The 16,238-nt window shown below is 35.6% G+C and carries 14 protein-coding genes and 1 pseudogene; 3 read left to right on the top strand and 12 right to left on the bottom strand.

Features of this window, described 5'->3' with window-relative positions:
- Positions 1 to 770 precede the first annotated feature (770 nt).
- Positions 771 to 968, top strand: a complete 198-nt coding sequence (locus WQ54_RS14665; RefSeq protein WP_046517343.1) for an alpha/beta-type small acid-soluble spore protein — start codon at positions 771 to 773, stop codon at positions 966 to 968.
- 115 nt (positions 969 to 1,083) lie between these two features.
- Here the strand turns inward: WQ54_RS14665 and WQ54_RS14660 are convergent, their stop codons facing one another.
- The gene (locus WQ54_RS14660) at positions 1,084 to 2,700 is read right to left on the bottom strand and encodes an ATP-binding protein (protein ID WP_046517702.1); all 1,617 of its coding nucleotides are present in this window, start codon (positions 2,698 to 2,700) and stop codon (positions 1,084 to 1,086) included.
- A gap of 393 nt (positions 2,701 to 3,093) precedes the next feature.
- Between WQ54_RS14660 and WQ54_RS32670 the strand changes: the two genes are divergently transcribed.
- Positions 3,094 to 3,264 carry an aspartyl-phosphate phosphatase Spo0E family protein gene (locus WQ54_RS32670; protein ID WP_156177955.1) on the top strand — a complete coding sequence of 57 codons (171 nt, stop codon included), beginning with the start codon at positions 3,094 to 3,096 and terminating at the stop codon, positions 3,262 to 3,264.
- Positions 3,265 to 3,673: 409 nt separating this feature from the next.
- The gene (locus WQ54_RS14655; RefSeq protein WP_046517701.1) at positions 3,674 to 3,946 is read left to right on the top strand and encodes an HU family DNA-binding protein; all 273 of its coding nucleotides are present in this window, start codon (positions 3,674 to 3,676) and stop codon (positions 3,944 to 3,946) included.
- 331 nt (positions 3,947 to 4,277) lie between these two features.
- Here WQ54_RS14655 and WQ54_RS14650 read toward each other — a convergent pair whose 3' ends face one another.
- The 11 genes and pseudogenes from WQ54_RS14650 to WQ54_RS14605 all read right to left on the bottom strand — a co-directional run bounded on the left by WQ54_RS14650 (position 4,278) and on the right by WQ54_RS14605 (position 16,146).
- A complete protein-coding gene (locus WQ54_RS14650) occupies positions 4,278 to 5,198 on the bottom strand; it encodes an aminopeptidase (protein WP_046517698.1) in 921 nt (306 codons plus the stop codon).
- Positions 5,195 to 6,076 carry a DMT family transporter gene (locus tag WQ54_RS14645; protein ID WP_046517697.1) on the bottom strand — a complete coding sequence of 294 codons (882 nt, stop codon included), beginning with the start codon at positions 6,074 to 6,076 and terminating at the stop codon, positions 5,195 to 5,197. Before WQ54_RS14645 ends, WQ54_RS14650 begins: the two co-directional genes overlap by 4 nt.
- Before the next feature lie 50 nt (positions 6,077 to 6,126).
- Positions 6,127 to 6,792, bottom strand: a complete 666-nt coding sequence (locus WQ54_RS14640; protein ID WP_052737802.1) for an AroM family protein — start codon at positions 6,790 to 6,792, stop codon at positions 6,127 to 6,129.
- Positions 6,789 to 7,730 (bottom strand): DUF1177 domain-containing protein, encoded by a 942-nt coding sequence (locus WQ54_RS14635; protein ID WP_046517696.1) that lies wholly within the window; start codon positions 7,728 to 7,730, stop codon positions 6,789 to 6,791. Before WQ54_RS14635 ends, WQ54_RS14640 begins: the two co-directional genes overlap by 4 nt.
- Before the next feature lie 16 nt (positions 7,731 to 7,746).
- The gene (locus WQ54_RS14630) at positions 7,747 to 8,796 is read right to left on the bottom strand and encodes a DUF917 family protein (RefSeq protein WP_046517694.1); all 1,050 of its coding nucleotides are present in this window, start codon (positions 8,794 to 8,796) and stop codon (positions 7,747 to 7,749) included.
- A gap of 12 nt (positions 8,797 to 8,808) precedes the next feature.
- Positions 8,809 to 10,371, bottom strand: coding sequence for an OPT/YSL family transporter (locus WQ54_RS14625; protein ID WP_046517692.1), 1,563 nt, complete (start codon positions 10,369 to 10,371; stop codon positions 8,809 to 8,811).
- A gap of 2 nt (positions 10,372 to 10,373) precedes the next feature.
- Positions 10,374 to 11,015, bottom strand: a complete 642-nt coding sequence (locus tag WQ54_RS14620) for an aspartate/glutamate racemase family protein (RefSeq protein ID WP_046517691.1) — start codon at positions 11,013 to 11,015, stop codon at positions 10,374 to 10,376.
- 242 nt (positions 11,016 to 11,257) lie between these two features.
- Positions 11,258 to 12,850 carry a PucR family transcriptional regulator gene (locus tag WQ54_RS14615; RefSeq protein WP_046517689.1) on the bottom strand — a complete coding sequence of 531 codons (1,593 nt, stop codon included), beginning with the start codon at positions 12,848 to 12,850 and terminating at the stop codon, positions 11,258 to 11,260.
- A 200-nt stretch (positions 12,851 to 13,050) separates the two neighbouring features.
- Positions 13,051 to 13,411: pseudogene (locus WQ54_RS32665) on the bottom strand (PTS transporter subunit EIIC); the annotation flags it as partial.
- 102 nt (positions 13,412 to 13,513) lie between these two features.
- The gene (locus WQ54_RS14610; protein WP_046517687.1) at positions 13,514 to 14,239 is read right to left on the bottom strand and encodes a sulfite exporter TauE/SafE family protein; all 726 of its coding nucleotides are present in this window, start codon (positions 14,237 to 14,239) and stop codon (positions 13,514 to 13,516) included.
- Positions 14,240 to 14,589: 350 nt separating this feature from the next.
- Positions 14,590 to 16,146, bottom strand: a complete 1,557-nt coding sequence (locus WQ54_RS14605; RefSeq protein ID WP_046517686.1) for a BCCT family transporter — start codon at positions 16,144 to 16,146, stop codon at positions 14,590 to 14,592.
- Between the last annotated feature and the right edge of the window lie 92 nt (positions 16,147 to 16,238).

Below are 16,238 nucleotides of genomic sequence, written 5' to 3'. Positions count from 1 at the left end.
GCTATTCTCACTATTGCTTTCCTTACCAACGCTTCATAGGGAGTAAGCCCTCCACGGTATCAGCTTACAACGTTGAATTATATCTATTATGGAATGAACTTAGGTGCTTCCTGTAAGCCTGTTAGCCGTTCATATGCCTGTAACATATCATGGATTTTCATATTAATCAGTCTTACTCATCCACTGCTAACCTCACATTAGGTGATATACACATTTCTATGTATTGCCATTCTAGACCCGTACATTCAGAAGTTCGTCAGCTTAACCTTTTACTGTAGGTTCTTTTGCATTCTCACCTTACTCATTCAACTCAAGCATCATGATTTACACCACCCCCTCGGGTAGGCTTTCGTCAGCCGAACTGATACGGTAAATTCTTACGCCTTCTTTGCCGAGCTTATAACACTATCATTCTTACTAAATCAAGTACTATTCGACGCAGAGAGAGCCCTTCAAGGCGTTACTCTTTCATTTGACTCTTCGATATAATCCTTCAATTCCAGAAGGAATTGTCTAACTTTTATCTGGGTAATGTGACCACTCCCAAGTTAGGTTAGAAACGTTTCGCACCATTAAATGGCCCGATTGTGAAGGAAAAATTGTTTTTACCCAGATGAATCTATTCTTCACTCCCCCCTTTCACTATTAGGTATAATCTGCCTTATACTAATTCCATTATTTACATGTATAAGTTTTGCTTAAAACCTTAAACTACAATTAAGCAAGCTTGCATAATCTAACTCTTACAAACTTTTAAGGAGATGATTTGAATGGCACAAAATAATAACAGCAATCAATTAGTTGTTCCTGGTGCTCAACAAGCTATTGAACAAATGAAGTTTGAAATCGCATCAGAGTTTGGCGTTAACCTTGGTGCTGAAACAACATCAAGAGCTAATGGATCAGTTGGTGGAGAAATTACTAAACGTCTTGTTGCTATGGCTCAACAATCAATGGGACGTTTCTAATACCCTTTTACTTAAATAGGGGGAGAGTAGAAACTCTCCCCCATTTATCTCTTTTTAGATAAAATACAATACCTCAACTAAAACCCCTTTTTTCTTAAATAAATATAAAGTGAATTTATGATTTACTTGGTAGTAAAATCTTAAAGGTGGTTCCCTGATCTATGACCGAAGAAACCTCTATTTTCCCTTTATGAGACTCAATAATTTGTTTACAAATAGATAGACCTAGACCTAATCCATTTTCTTTTGAGGAGAAAAAGGGAGTAAAAAGTTTCTGGATTTGCTCTTCAGTCAACCCCTTACCATCATCTTTTACTATAATTTCAATAAAAGGATCATTTATATTACTAACTTGAGTAAGAGAGACGTTTATGATCCCACCACTATCATTGGCGGCTTCAATTGCATTTTTTATGATATTTATGAGAACTTGTTTAATCTGTGATTCATCAATCATTAGAGAATTTTCTTTTAAACTAGTTTCAAAATAAATTGTTACATTATGTTGAGCGGCTTGACTATTCATTAGATAAATGGTTTCTTTTATAAGCTCCTCAACATTACATTCTTTTCGTTCATGAGTACTTGGTTTAGCCATCATCACCAATTGATTAACCAAGCGCTTAATTCTCTCAAGTTCATCTAAGATAATCTTAAAATGTTTTTCTGTGCCTTTTTTCTCAACCTCTTTTTTTAATAATTGAATAAATCCTATTACAGAAGTAAGGGGATTTCGAATTTCATGTGCTAAACCTGCACCGAGTTTACCTATTAGGGAAAGTTTTTCTGTTGCTATAACTTGTTTTTCAAGTTCAATACGATCAGAAATATCCCGAAACTGGACAAAAGCACCTAGTAAACTGTTGTTTTCATCATAAATGGGTAAAGCGTCAAATAAGCAGGTTTTCTCTTTCCCTCCCTTTGGAGAGTTAAATGTTAACTCTAAATTTTTATATTCCCTACCGTTTTTCAAAATTTTATTTACATAGGAACTAATTGGTTTCAAAATGTCTATATGGGAACCGATTATCATTTCTTTATCATAACCTGTTATATACTCACCAGCCTGATTAAATTCGGTAATGATTCCTTTAGTGTCCATGATAACAATCCCACTTTGTGTGGAATCAACCATAACTTGATGTAATACATTTAAACGCCTATTTTGTTTTCTAATCTTTAGCTCCCTTTCGATAGAGTCTACTGCAGAAGATAATAAACCTAAATGAAAAGAGCTTGCATAATCAATTGTACTCATAATTGAAACAGTACCAGATCTTCTTTCGGGATCCTCAAAATAAAAAGGAACTGTCATACAAGCAGTTGAATGTAAACAATAATGATAATGATCAACACCAATTAATTGAATAGGCGTTTTATGTTTCAATGCTAAGGAAATGGAATTAGTCCCAACACCTGTTTCATCAAATAAAACTCCTTCATGAATACCTAAGGAATGAACCATGCTTTGTATGGATTGATCACCATACATTTCAAGTACATATCCTTTATCGTCTGAGATTACTACCAACGTGGGGGTGCTCTTCATAAAAAAGAGTAATTTTTTCATGAAATGTCTTGAAACAGTCAGAACCTCTTGATATTCCGAAACTCTTTGAATAAGAACATTTCTCATTAAACATAATTTTGGGAAAGGTATATCATTTGGATCCATACCATTTAAGCCACAAGATCGCTTTGATTCTAGTATATAAAATGGAACTTGATTCATCCTTCAATCTCCTTAATGAACTCGGGAACTTTATCAATAAAAAACCGAACTTTGTTTATATATTAAAGATACCATAATTCAAAAAAGAGTATCGCTAGTATTATTAAACAACTATTCCTGTTATTTTTTCTTTATTTCAGTTTTAGGAAGTAACTTCTAAAATTAAATTTTAATATTTTACTATACAATATCCAAATATGGTATTATTGGGAAAGAGTTTTTTCAAAATGATAATTTTCCTTAAATGCTTTTTTAAAAGTTTGTTTTCAACCACTTAACAATACTAATTAGAATCTTTACAAACCTTGGATAATTAATTTAATCTCAATAAACATATAAAATTCTTTTTTATTTTTAATGAAAATATTGATTAATCTTTTTGAGGATGAAATTATGGATGATAAAAATAAATTACTTATAGTAATTGAATATAAACGTGAAGAACTCCATATGAGCGTTGAGAAGTTTGGTATATTATCAAATGAGGCTTTAAAATGTAGTAAGGAAATGGATATACTTATTAATAATTATCAAAAATTAATGATAAAGGTTAATAGGAAATAAATCTCAACTGCAAATCTACCCTAACCAACCTATAACATTGCTACTTTAAATGTTTAGCTAATGGTGAACCTTCACTTTCAATGTAAGTAGTACCTTCAAGTATTTTGATCTTAGATTAACCATAATTCAAATCCTTTGTTATTTGCAACCCACTTATCAAGTAACTAGTGGTAATAGTCATACAGCCGACATGAAAATTCAAGCAGAATATGGTCCTTTCAGTAGTCAATTTATGAAAGTTTACTCAGGACTGTTTATAACTCCTTTCTTACTCTAATTTAGAGTACTAATTCTTCAATAATGGATGTTTATTAGTCTGTCAAATTGGAAAACCTTCTATTAGATATGATATGCTATCACTCTCTACATACTATCTAACAATCTAATAATAATGAAGAGGTGTTTGGAAATGAATAAAACAGAACTAATTAATGCTGTCGCTTCTCAAACAGAATTATCAAAGAAAGATACTACAAAGGCTGTAGATGCTTTAATTGATACCATCATTAATACACTTTCTAAGGAAGAGAAAATCCAGTTAATCGGTTTTGGAACTTTTGAAGTACGTGAACGTGCAGCTCGAACAGGCCGTAATCCACAAACAGGAGAGGAACTTCAGATCCCTGCTTCTAAAGTTCCAGCATTTAAACCAGGTAAAGAACTAAAAGAAGCCGTTAAATAAATCCACCTTTAAAAAGCTCTAAGGATTTGTTTTTCCCTAGAGCTTTTTAAGAATCCTTATATATAAGGAGCAGCTATACCATCAGTCAATGTTTTGTTATGGCAATTTTGGGTAGCGGGGACTTATAAAACTAAGCGTACAGTACTATATTACTTCACTAGCAACAGCTCAGTTTTTAGGACTATCTAACAGCCACATCAAAGTTGCCCCATTGGTTTTCTTATCGTGCTGTATACCTCTCTCCAATAGAGGAGAGCATCACTGATGTTTTTTAATACTCTCCCTCAAACATTTTTATTAAGCCGATATACACATCTGGTGTATTGGTTATTCAATTTTCAGAAAATACCCATTCTATTTCTGGTTTTACAGTCACACAGTCAATATGTACATTTGTTTTGATTGTGCCTCCAAACGTATGGTTAGAACCAAAAGCTACATGAATCGTATTGTAGGCTTTTTCATCTTCTAATATATTGCCGGTTACTCTTGCAGCATGGTTTGTTCCAATTCCTAATTCACAAAGTAATCTTCCATCTCCATTTCCAAGCAAGGTAAGTAATTTCTCCCCTGTTTCACCTGTAGCTTCGATAAGTCTGCCTTTTTGGATTGATAAAACGATTGGCTTTTCCAATCGTCCAATGCCAGCAATTGAACCATTTATTTCAATTTTCCCTTCTGCTTCACCTTCAACAGGAGCAATATAGGCTTCACCTGAAGGTAAGTTACCCGAAGCAGCTTTTTCTTTGAAAACTCCCGTACTTGGAACACCATCTCTCCCTTGTAGCGGTATTTCTAATATATTTTCTCCAGTTTTAATCATTAGTTTTTCAGCTTTAGATAGCTTTTCAGCCATTTCCAAAGTTTCTTTTTCTACACGTTGATAATCAGCGTTTATTGCACCATGTAAGAACATATCTTCCGTAATCCCTGGCATAGTAATAACACTTACCCCGTGGAGATTCGCATTCTTTCTTGCTGCTGTATGGGTTAAAGAATGTTTCGTTAAACAAAAGACAACATCATGCTTTAGCATCTCTTCAGAAGCTTCATTGGGTGGTTCTTCACCGGATTTCATTCTATCTTCCATTTCAAAAAAAGAAACCCTCCACCCGTTTGCTATCAAAGCGTCTCTAAATTTTTCAGCTAACGAAGAAGTACTATTATCTGTGAACACCAAAATTGAATTAGATTTAGAGACATGTAAATTGTTCGTCATAATATTTGCAACTATTGTATGAAACTCACTCATACATATTCACTCCTTCTTTTTTTCATCATTTTCTTATTCATAATATAAATACTTGTAAATACAAATAACAATCCAATAATCATACCTTTATTGACCTTTTCATCTAGAAACAGTACCCCTAAAAGGATCGTCATGATTGGCATTAAATAAGTAACGAATAAAGCGAAAATAGCCCCGCAAGATTTAACTAGATAATAATATAGTACGTTCCCGAACCCAGAGCTAATCATCCCTAAAACAATAAACAAAAAGATTGGTTTCCAAGAATTAAAATACTGAAAACTTTTCGGTTCAATAAATATCATAAATATACCAGAATAAACGCAACCTACAAGCATTGTCATAAATGAAAGAGTAAAAAGCGAACAATGATTCAAATATTTCGCGGAAAGTACAGCTGACATAGAATAGAAACAAACAGCTACTAAAAGCAGTCCTGCAGGTCCTAATTCGAATTGACCAGATCCATTCATTCCCCCCATCAATGTTGTGCATATTCCAATGAAACCAATGAATACACTAATTAATTGTTGTTTCGTAACAGGTGTTTTTAAAATGAATACACTTAAAATCATTCCCAATATTGGTCCAGATGCATTTAACACTCCACCGATTGTGGTATCAAGCTCTCTTAAGCTAAAGCTCATAAAAACCCACGGAATTCCTGCACTTATTAAAGTTGTAAGCAAAAGAATAGGAACTTTTTGAAAATCATCTTTGGTTTTTTTCCATAAGAAAAATGGAAATAACGCCACCATACCAAATAAACATCGATAAAATACAATCGAAACGGGATGAAAATCAGGGAGCAATAATTTTGTAATATAAAACGTGGATCCCCAAAGAAGACTTAAAATAAGTAGTGCAATAATAGGCATTTTACATCCTTCTCCTTAAGAAAAAGATCCGGAAAACCGGATCCATTCCACTAAACATATTCTGCAACAATGCGGGCAGTTAAGGTGCGAGGAAGCAGAACTGGTAAGCTGCTTTCTTCCATAGCATCTTTTTTATGGGCTTCGTTATATCCCATACAATCAAGAACAATTAGTTCTGCTCCCTGTTTTTTTAACTTTCGAGCAGCCCCTTTTATATCACTGTCTTCATATGGTGATGCAACTTCTACACAAAGATCAATTCCAGTGCTTTTCCACTTTTGAGTTAATGTATATCTTTGTTCTTCCAATGGAACAATTAACCCAAGTTTTCCTTTTGTTAAAATTGCTTGTACGGTATGGCTTAAAATTTTATCGGGATAAATTAATGGTTTTTTACTATTAATTGTTGGAAAATCCCCTGTACAAAGCATAATAACGGCAGAGACCTTATCTTCCAATCTAGTTAATTCCTCTTGCAATAATGGCAATAGTTTTGATTTTCCTATTTTAGTAGATTGACCGTTTCTTAATTTCGAAATATACGTTATTTCGTCATTATCGGGTGTGATGGTGTGAATATTATCATCATCAATTCGATCGAGTCCTCCAGCTTCAACAAGATCAACTGAGTTCCCAAGTATATGTTGAATTGAAGGAGTGACATCTATCCGCGGTGATTGGCCAATTGTCAAAACACCAACAGATTTTTGAATCATGATGTGGCACTTCCCAATGTTTGCAGCTTCTTCATTGAACCGTATAAACTTACAAGACGATCAAATTCCGCAGAATCATAGAATTGAATATTTCCTCTGGTAAATTCTTTCGCAACTTCGATGCTAAAGCGAACAGCTTGTGCTACATCTACCTCATGGCTTGCACCTGTTCCACATCCAGGTACTGCTGTTTTAGCTGTAATTGCAAGGCCTACAACAGGGGCATCAGTTGCAACTGCTGGCTGTAAAATACTATTAATATGGTATACATCATTTCCATATGGTGTAATATCTTGTGTTGTTACCGCAAACGTGACAGGAAGATCTCCTGTAGACATTTCCATGATTCGAATCAAGTCATCACAGAATTTTAATACATACCCTTCTTTTACTGTTGGTGAAAGGGCAATTCCACGATGGTTAAAAACTTTGTTTCCCTTCGTTGTATCGATTGATAGAACAGCTTCCATCTCAGGTAATACTTCATGTTGATTCATCGTAAGAATATCAACAGGTGATCCCATAAAATCAACAGGTTCATGTGGTTCTGTTGGAGCATCCGGACAGATATGTGTCGTAATATACACATCACCCGGTAACCGGTCACCTTTTTCTGCCATCGTCCCAAGCTTTAGAGCAGTCGCAACTGCAGCTGCAGCTCCATCCCCATCTGAAACAAATCCAATTCGAGAAGGTCTTGCTCCAAGTCCGCCTAATCGTCCAACAATTCCTAAAGAAGGTGCATTGCCGCCTGCTAGTTTTCCTTCTGTTCCCTTTACAACAATTTTCACGAAATCTGTTGACCCACGATCACCTTGTACGGTTTGATAAGACGCCTCTACATAAGATAATTCTGTAAAAAGATCCGTTACCATCTTTCCATTTGCCTTAGGATCATCTAGGAGCTCCATTACTTCAAACGTATATTTCAATGACATGATTAAATACTCTCCTTTACATAATCTTTTTTTGAATAATTGGTTCTACTGCTTTTAATAACTTTTTATTAAACATCGTCGAACTTAATTTTAAGTTTTCCTTCGGTACTGAAAGAACGGCGATACTTTGTCCTTCATTCATTTCTGCACTTACTAGAGGAAGTCCAGTGTTTGCATCAAACGTCATTATGAGATCTGGGAATGTTCCTTTACGCTCACCATTCATTTCAGCTGTCATATATTCATTCCAAAAGGTAAGCTCTAAATCATCAATCTTCACAAATCCAACATCAAATCCACCTGTTTGATTCATTTCAAAATGACTAACTCTTCCAGAATGAATAACCCGGCCCTTTAAGAACGATGCGACAGCTTCGATTCGTCCTGGTCCCTCTGGTTCTGAAAGAAAGACTTCGCCAAGCTCTATCGCTTGTGTAATGCCGCCAACTGCAGCATTTTCTTTGACATAACCCAATGTCACTGGATTTCGGCAAACACCAACCATGCCACCAGCTTCAACGGACATAAAGCGAACCACATTGGACGAAATATCAAGGGTGGCCGAGACAAAACCCTCTACTTTTTTGGCATCTTTACCGCCGGAATAAGATTGAAGTGAAGTGTAATTATCCACTTCAGATAAATTTAAAGAACCCATGGATCCTGTTGGGTGTGCTCTACCATTACAAGGTGCATCAAGAACTGGAAGTTCAGTGCCTGCAGCTTGCAGCCACCCGTTTATTGTTGTAGAAGCCCCGTTTTCATTTGTCATAATCGCTTTAATTGGATACGGAAATTCTTTTTGCATCCGTTGAACTGTTTCGATAAGTTGCAACGAATCCACATATTGTTCCTTTGCTGAAGGGGCACCTACAAGAGATACACACACGACATAATCATCATCCTTCAATTCGTCAACTGTAATAAGAGTAGGAGAACCGACTTTAAAAGCAGATTCTGTTTTTTGAAGGCCGTCATGAATCCAGCCTCCGCCACCGCCTCCTAAAATGCAGCCGCCATATACAGCTTTAAATGCGTCTTCTTTTGTCAATATTTTTTTCGTCATATCATCACCTCATCATCGTGCTTTCCACATAGATGTAAAGAAGCTATATAATGCATCTCCTGCAATAAATCCTGCTGCTGTAGTAAACATCGCATTTTCAGCTTCTGGGCCACGAACTTTTAGAATGATAACTCTGATCAAAATCCCAATTATAACTGCCCAACCTGCAAGCGGATTTGTAATTAACAATCCTGTTGCAAGCATAATTCCCATTTGTCTTTTTGAACCCCCGATTAACTGGATAAGTGCCCCTGGAATGGCCCATAAGAACAATAACATTCCAACATTTCCTGTTATCCCCTTCTCAATGGTCGTAGCATAAACTCGATCAACTGGAGGAACTAAGTCCTGGGAGAAAAATGACTCTGCAAAAATGGCTACCATCACGAACGCAACTCCAAAACCAATCATTGCACTTTTAAATTGCTGTCTGCGTGCAAAAAGCTCCTCTGCAGATGAAATACTTCTACGAATAAGAACACCCGTTTTCAAGTCATATCCCATATCGGCAAATGCAGGACCTGTTGCAGCAGTAAAGCCTGTTAATAAGGCTAGAGCTACTGGCGGGAACCCTAAAAGCATACCGATGATAAGACAGATTAGCGTAACGGCAAACGCTGGAAACCAACCTGAATGCATGGCTGCAATTCCAACAATGACTTCGTGAACTAAGGCTGCCACCGCAGCGTATAAAACAAAAAGTGCAACCTGCCAAAGTGGCATTTCACTAATGATCCCGCCCATTATAGCAAGCAGGACTGCTCCTCCAATATAAAGCAAGAAACCAATTCCAAATCCTTTTTTTACATCAACCTCTGTACGTGTAAATTCATGATCAGCTTCCTTTTCAGCTTTCATTTTCTGACGAGACGAAGTAAACGTATAGATGAACTGGAACAATGCTACAACACCACCGCCAATCATCATTCCGTGTGGGATGTAATATGCATTTAGATCCACACCGAACAATTGACCGGAGTAACCTGTTAATAACAAACCTAATCCAAACATTAAAAGAGCCCAAATATTCCCAATGAAGGCAACCCCAAAAGCTGACATTGAAATACCAAAGTGGGAACCTATAAGTCCACCAAAAATACCTAAACCAAGGTATTTCGCTTTTTGCCCACCTTCATCACCAGCTTTAAGAGCTTCAGCTGTCGCAATACCTGGAGGCCAAGCCTCATTCGAACCAAATAGCTTTGAGTCAAATACCTTATAAAGAATGAATCCATCAATAAATAAAGCAATCCCTGCACCAATTAACATTGGAATGATTAACTCAGGCATCCCTAGGACGTACGGTAACCCAATCGGGATTAATAAACTATTTGCTGCTCCAAACGTGGCAGCGGAAATCGTTGTTTGAACTAAGTTCTGATTATCCAGCAACTTGTATTTATAGAACATTTGCATCGGAATACGTGCAATCAACATCGCGATTAATGCTCCTATGATTGATGTGTTTGGTGTAATCCCGAGAGTTGTAATAAGCTGCATACCTACAATTGCACCAAATATTGCAATAATAATGGAAAATAGAATAAACGAAATATCAAAGGTTTTTTGATTCATTGCTAGTCCTCCTTTCTAATTAATTGATAAGCAATTGCCTGCGCTTCAACTAGGTCAACTACTGGTACAGTTACATGTTGAATAAAATAATCTTTTAAACGAATGGTTGAAAATCCAGTACATGCAAATAAAATAACATCAGCACCAGAATGAATTAATTCCTTTGCTGCATTTAATAATTCTCCTTTTGCCCCTTTTTCAAATAAGTCCGTCGTCTTTCTTAACTTTTCAGAAAAAATATATGAATGATAACGTTCACCTAACTCCTTTATAATCTGGCTAGGTGGCTCTCCAGTAATTCCAATGACTCCTACTCGGCTTCCAACCATACAAGCTGTGTGGGCACCGCAGCTTCCTGCCCCCAGTACTGGAATATTGACAGCAGCTCTGCATTCTTCTATAGCAGGATCTGCAGCACAACTAATTGTAAGCGCTTTAACATTTAATTCTCCTTCCATCCATTTCGCTAGCTTGACGATTTTTGGAATAGCTTCTTTTTCAGATAAATAATCATATATTCCATTAGGTTGATCCGGTATACAGTGTGATACCGAGGAGATCTCTGCATACTCATGCATTTTCCTACCGTGTTCCTGCAGTATATTTTCATCTTCAGTTGTTAAGACACGTATAATTCCTAGCATAATTACCCCTCCTTTTTGAATATTATAAAAATTAAAACTATTATGTAGTATGTATAAAGTGGGAAAACATTTTGCTCCGTCTTTTCTCACTATTTACACTCTTTTTTATTAAATAAGTGGAATCCTAATGATTACCACTTATTTATTCCCATACTGACCCAATCAACATAATTTCAATTCATTAATCCTTTACCTAAATAATTTAGTCCACTAAAAAAAGACGGTTGGATTCCGTCTTTTCGTTATGTTAGCTCTTTCATTTTTAAACAAAAACGTAGAATAAAAAGATTTTCTGGATCATCTAGCTCCATATTTATCAGTTCTTTTATTTTTTGAAGACGGTATGTCATTGTTCTTCGGTGAATAAATAACTTTTCAGCGGTTCGTGATACATTACCATTTTCATTTAAAAACAAGATGAGCGTTTCTAACAACTGTCCATCATTACTAGCAAGCGGCAACAAAACTTCTTCTGCATACTTCACAGCAAATGGATCTCCACTTAATTTGATAAGAATTTCATAAATTCCTAGTTTATCATACGAATAAATCTTTTCGTCACGTCGAACTTTAAGACCTATCTCCATAATTTTCATGGTTGCTTTTATTTTCTCGTCAAAGTCATTTAAATCATTAAATGGCGAACTAATTGAAACATGCATATCTTCAATAGAAGAGTGTATCATAGCTGTTTGATACGCATTTGTAAATTGTGCTAAAATGGTTTGATTATCAGTTAATGAATTTTGAACTAAAGCAAAAAAATGATTGTACTTCTCAAATACGATATTTTGTTCAAACGGGATGCCCTTTAAAAACTCTTTTATTTTTTTTCGAATTAAAACGTTACCTTCCATTAAAGTTGCCTGTTGAAAGATCGGAGATTCAAGGTTTTCCCTTGAAAAAAACAATAGCGTAAAAGAAGCATTCGTCTTAACGTAATTGTGATCATCCAAGAGGAATTCTAAAGCATCTATATCCTTAATCCTTTCCTTTTGTAATTCTAACTGCTCACTCATTACTGTTTCGGAAAGTTTACGAATCAAATTGTCTACATTCTGAGTTTCGATCTCATTAAACTTAGACTGGTTTTTATAAGGAAGATGGACAAAAGCAAATATTTTATTCTTAGATACAAGAGGAATGATCAACCGATTTCTTTTATCTGAAAATTTTACTCGTTTATGATTACTGTGTTGAAATTCTGTACGCCATTCATTTGTTACCTCCCTATATCTAGGATGTATAGGCTTAGACAATAACAACTTAGAATTTCGCCAGCCATCTGATGAAATTTTCTCCGTACTATATAGCAACCGCCCCTCACAATCCTCTATATAAACTTGAGAGTCTACAATCTTCGATAAGCTTTCAATTGCATCGGAAACTGTAGCATACTCCTCTTTTATAAAGGCATGAAAAGGGTTTAATGAGTCCTGTGCTACTTTTTTCCTTTCTTCATAAAGCTTTTCATATAAAGGAGTTAATATATTAATGTAAGAGACATTAGTAGGGATTGAAATGATAGGAAATGAATGGACTTCTGCTAGCTCAATCATTTCTTTTGGAAGCTGATCAACAAATCTCCCTAATTTTACAACCATCCCTGAAGCATTTTTTTCTATAAGTGTTTTTAATATCTCACATTGCTTTTTTAAATCGTCTTTAACTGAATAAAAGGTAGTCATCATTAGAATTCCTTCAGTTACCCAGCTTCCTACTTCAGGAACCTCCATGACCTCAATCGAAGCAATCTCCCGTGTAAGTCCCTTTTTACCAGCAATAACTGTACCAGTTGAGAGTTCACCAATATGTAAAGCATCCGCAACCTTCATCTTACTTCCCCTTTCAAAAATATTGAAAACAGTTTAGCATAGAAAAGGTTTGATATCACCTTGGACTTCTAAGCATATGTTCAATTGTTTACAAGTTATGTAAAGCTTCACTTAAATTTTTATTGAATTTTGTTACATAAATCTCACTCTTCTTTTTGAATTGGAACGAAATTATATACGAAATTTGTTTGTTCAGTAAAAACAGCTGTCAAAATCGGAACTAATCGTTTTCCGCTAAAGAATGCCAATGCAGCCGGAAGCTGAACATCGCTAAAGGGATTGTACATAATGGATGCTACGATACCAGAAAGAATCCTAACGAACTTTATTTCCTATTTCGCAATGGCAGGGTTTACATTTTCTGCGTCAATCCATTGAAGCATAGCGACTGAATCTGTTGAAAGCAGGGTTGTAACGACCAAGTAGGCAACCAATCCACTCAAAGCAGCCGAATCATCTTTGTTTTTAGACATGCCAAGCGCTACCCCTACGGCAAATAGAATAGGCATATTATCCGATAATCGAAGATCCTGCCTTGATTAAAAATACGGCGATAGGATTCCACCAAGGTCTATCCCGATGTTATATTCCCCCATAATAACCTTCCATTGCAAAAAAGGACAAAATATAAATTGAAGCACCTGTTGGTTTAATAAAACATATTTAAAATGAACTTAAACTTTCGATAAATAGATAAATTCCTGTACAACTCAAAAGGATATATGTAAATATTCTAAAAATCCGTTGATTAAGCACTTTAAAGATAATTTGACCTATATACAAACCTATTAATACGACGGGTATTGCATAAAGACTTGATTCCCATATTATTTTGTTAGTTCCAGTAATGATAATTTGGGTAATAAGACCAATGAAATATATAAACAAATAAAATGCTAAAGTAGTTGCTCTCAACTTCCCTTTTTCAGTATCAGTTCCTGTAAAGTAAAGTAACAACGGTGGTCCAGGCATGCCTATACTTGTCGTTAAAAGACCTGATAACCCACCTATAATGTAATCTCTAAATTGTGTTGATTTAACCTTAAACTTGCATATCAGTAACAATGTTAATAGCAAAAGAAGGAGGCTAACTGCTAATTTAAATGAGTTAATGTTTATGGATATAAAAATTAAAATACCAAATGGCACACCAACTATACTTCCGTAAGTAAATCTTTTTAAAATCATATAATCAATGTCCGTTCTTATTTTCCAAATTAATAATATTGAGATAATTAAAGATAAAATAATGTTTATTTGTATAGCTTCTTGTGGTTGGAATAACATTAGTAAGAAAGGTGTCGCCATTATGGAAAAGCCAAAACCTGTACTTGTTTGTAGGACAGAACCCACTAATATAATGCCTATGAAAATTAATTCAGTCCCCAAAAAAGCACCCCGTTTTAAACAAATTCTATAAATATTTTATCACTGAAATATCTTTCAATCTAATTTAAATATATTGTCGGTTATTTAAGTACGTATCTTCACAATTACATAATCGCTATTTATAAGAAAGAGATCATCTTCTTTAAATTTCATTGATATTTGAAATTGTTATATTACCTATTCTGATGCTGTTAGATAATAGTTTTATAATGATAATGAAACACTACATACAAACATAATATTTCCCCCAATAAAAAACCTGTATAGATTAAATTCTATACAGGTATAAGAAAATCATATTAGATTGTCAACAGCCCTTAAAAACACCTTTTGTTTCAAAGTTCTAAAAGTTACATTACCTTTTTCAATTCTTCCTGTTCATCACTCTGGTCCCTGCTGGCAACATCATATTTTTCTGGATTTCTAGCGACCTTAATTAAGGCAAAGACCGTTAATAGCCCCAATATGAGTGCAGGTACTCCACCTAAATTCGAAAGCATTTTGATTCCATCAATTTTAGCGAAGCTGATCATGATCCAAGAAATAATACCAATCGCAGCGCCCCAAACAACTTTAATGAACATGCCTGCTTCTGGGCTTTCAGGCGTAATTCCAGTAGAACTGATACCGCCCATTGCGGAGATATTTGAATCAGAAGCTGTTACGAAAGAGATAAAGACAACAAACAGATAAAAAGGAATAACTAGACTAGACAATGGTACATCAGATAAAACCGAATATAATACAGATTCTGGCCCTTGATTTGTTAAAATATCACCCAGGGTTCCTTCCGTCATCTGCTTGTGGATCGCAGTTCCTCCAAAGATAGTCATCCATAAAGCACCGAAGGCAGAAGGGACAACGAAGTTGACCATAATAAAAGCTCTTACGGAATAACCATAAGATATTCTTCCAAGGAACAAGGCTGTAATTGCTGCCCAAGCAAACCAGTTAGCCCAATAAAACACTGTCCACCACTGAGGCCACTGGTCTCCAGCTGCAGATCCAGTAAATAAACTCTTTTCAAAGAAATGAGTTAAAAAGTTACCAAAGGATTCAGTCCCTAGATTCACAATATAGGCTGCCGGCCCAGCAACAAACATAAATAGGACGATCACAATATACACTTTCATATTGATATCCGATAAAATTCTGATTCCTTTCATTAAACCGCTGGAAGCAGAAAGAATAAACGTCACCATGACCACCAAAGAAATAATGGCCCAAAGTGTTGGAGTACTAGCAATACCCGATAAGTAACTCACTCCACCTGCTAAGTTTAAAATACTGGTTCCCATTGCTGCGGCCATCCCAAGTGCCAATGTATATAAACATAAGGCATCAATTGTTTTCCCCCAACCGCCAAATACTTTATCGCCAAAAAGCGGAGATAACGTTGAACTTAAACTGAACGGTTTACGCATATTATAATAAGCAAAGGCGAACATTAGTGCAGGTACACAGTATATAGCATATGGCGTAACGGTCCAGTGAAGATACATCGTTGACATCGAAAAAATAGCAGCCGCTGGGCTATTTGGTTCGATACCTAGAGACTCAGGAGGAGCTGTTACATGGTAGACAGGCTCAACAATTCCCCAAAAAGTTACACCTGATGCGATGGTAGTACATAGGGTAATCGCTAGCCAATTTGATAATTTAAGCATTGGTTTTGCATTTTTTCCACCAATTTTTACTTTCCCTAGTGGCGAAAAATAGACCCCTACAACCGTTAACAGCATAATCAAGCCACCTAGACTAAATAACCAGCCCACATTTGTTAACAGCCAGTTATTTGCTTCTGTTGCCATTTTTATGAAGCCCTCTCTGTTAAAAAAGCTAAATAAAGCGGCGGCAATTAATAACAAGAACGGAGGCCAAAATACACTGTGTCTCAAATTTTTCATCCAATATTCCCCCTTATTTTTTAAAATTAAGAAATCTACGTATATATTTGACGCCGGAACATACCAGGTGTTTTAACAATTGGTATGTTCCG

The sequence above is a fragment of the Bacillus sp. SA1-12 genome, from assembly GCF_000981385.1.
Classification (GTDB): Bacteria; Bacillota; Bacilli; order Bacillales; family Bacillaceae; genus Metabacillus.
This window is presented reverse-complemented; position numbering and strand designations above follow the sequence as displayed.

Coding starts and splice junctions, on each gene's coding strand:
- WQ54_RS14665 (WP_046517343.1), top strand. CDS start 771: ATGGCACAAAATAATAACAGCAATCAATTAGTTGTTCCTGGTGCTCAA.
- WQ54_RS14660 (WP_046517702.1), bottom strand. CDS start 2,700: ATGAATCAAGTTCCATTTTATATACTAGAATCAAAGCGATCTTGTGGC.
- WQ54_RS32670 (WP_156177955.1), top strand. CDS start 3,094: ATGGATGATAAAAATAAATTACTTATAGTAATTGAATATAAACGTGAA.
- WQ54_RS14655 (WP_046517701.1), top strand. CDS start 3,674: ATGAATAAAACAGAACTAATTAATGCTGTCGCTTCTCAAACAGAATTA.
- WQ54_RS14650 (WP_046517698.1), bottom strand. CDS start 5,198: ATGAGTGAGTTTCATACAATAGTTGCAAATATTATGACGAACAATTTA.
- WQ54_RS14645 (WP_046517697.1), bottom strand. CDS start 6,076: ATGCCTATTATTGCACTACTTATTTTAAGTCTTCTTTGGGGATCCACG.
- WQ54_RS14640 (WP_052737802.1), bottom strand. CDS start 6,792: ATGATTCAAAAATCTGTTGGTGTTTTGACAATTGGCCAATCACCGCGG.
- WQ54_RS14635 (WP_046517696.1), bottom strand. CDS start 7,730: ATGTCATTGAAATATACGTTTGAAGTAATGGAGCTCCTAGATGATCCT.
- WQ54_RS14630 (WP_046517694.1), bottom strand. CDS start 8,796: ATGACGAAAAAAATATTGACAAAAGAAGACGCATTTAAAGCTGTATAT.
- WQ54_RS14625 (WP_046517692.1), bottom strand. CDS start 10,371: ATGAATCAAAAAACCTTTGATATTTCGTTTATTCTATTTTCCATTATT.
- WQ54_RS14620 (WP_046517691.1), bottom strand. CDS start 11,015: ATGCTAGGAATTATACGTGTCTTAACAACTGAAGATGAAAATATACTG.
- WQ54_RS14615 (WP_046517689.1), bottom strand. CDS start 12,850: ATGAAGGTTGCGGATGCTTTACATATTGGTGAACTCTCAACTGGTACA.
- WQ54_RS14605 (WP_046517686.1), bottom strand. CDS start 16,146: ATGAAAAATTTGAGACACAGTGTATTTTGGCCTCCGTTCTTGTTATTA.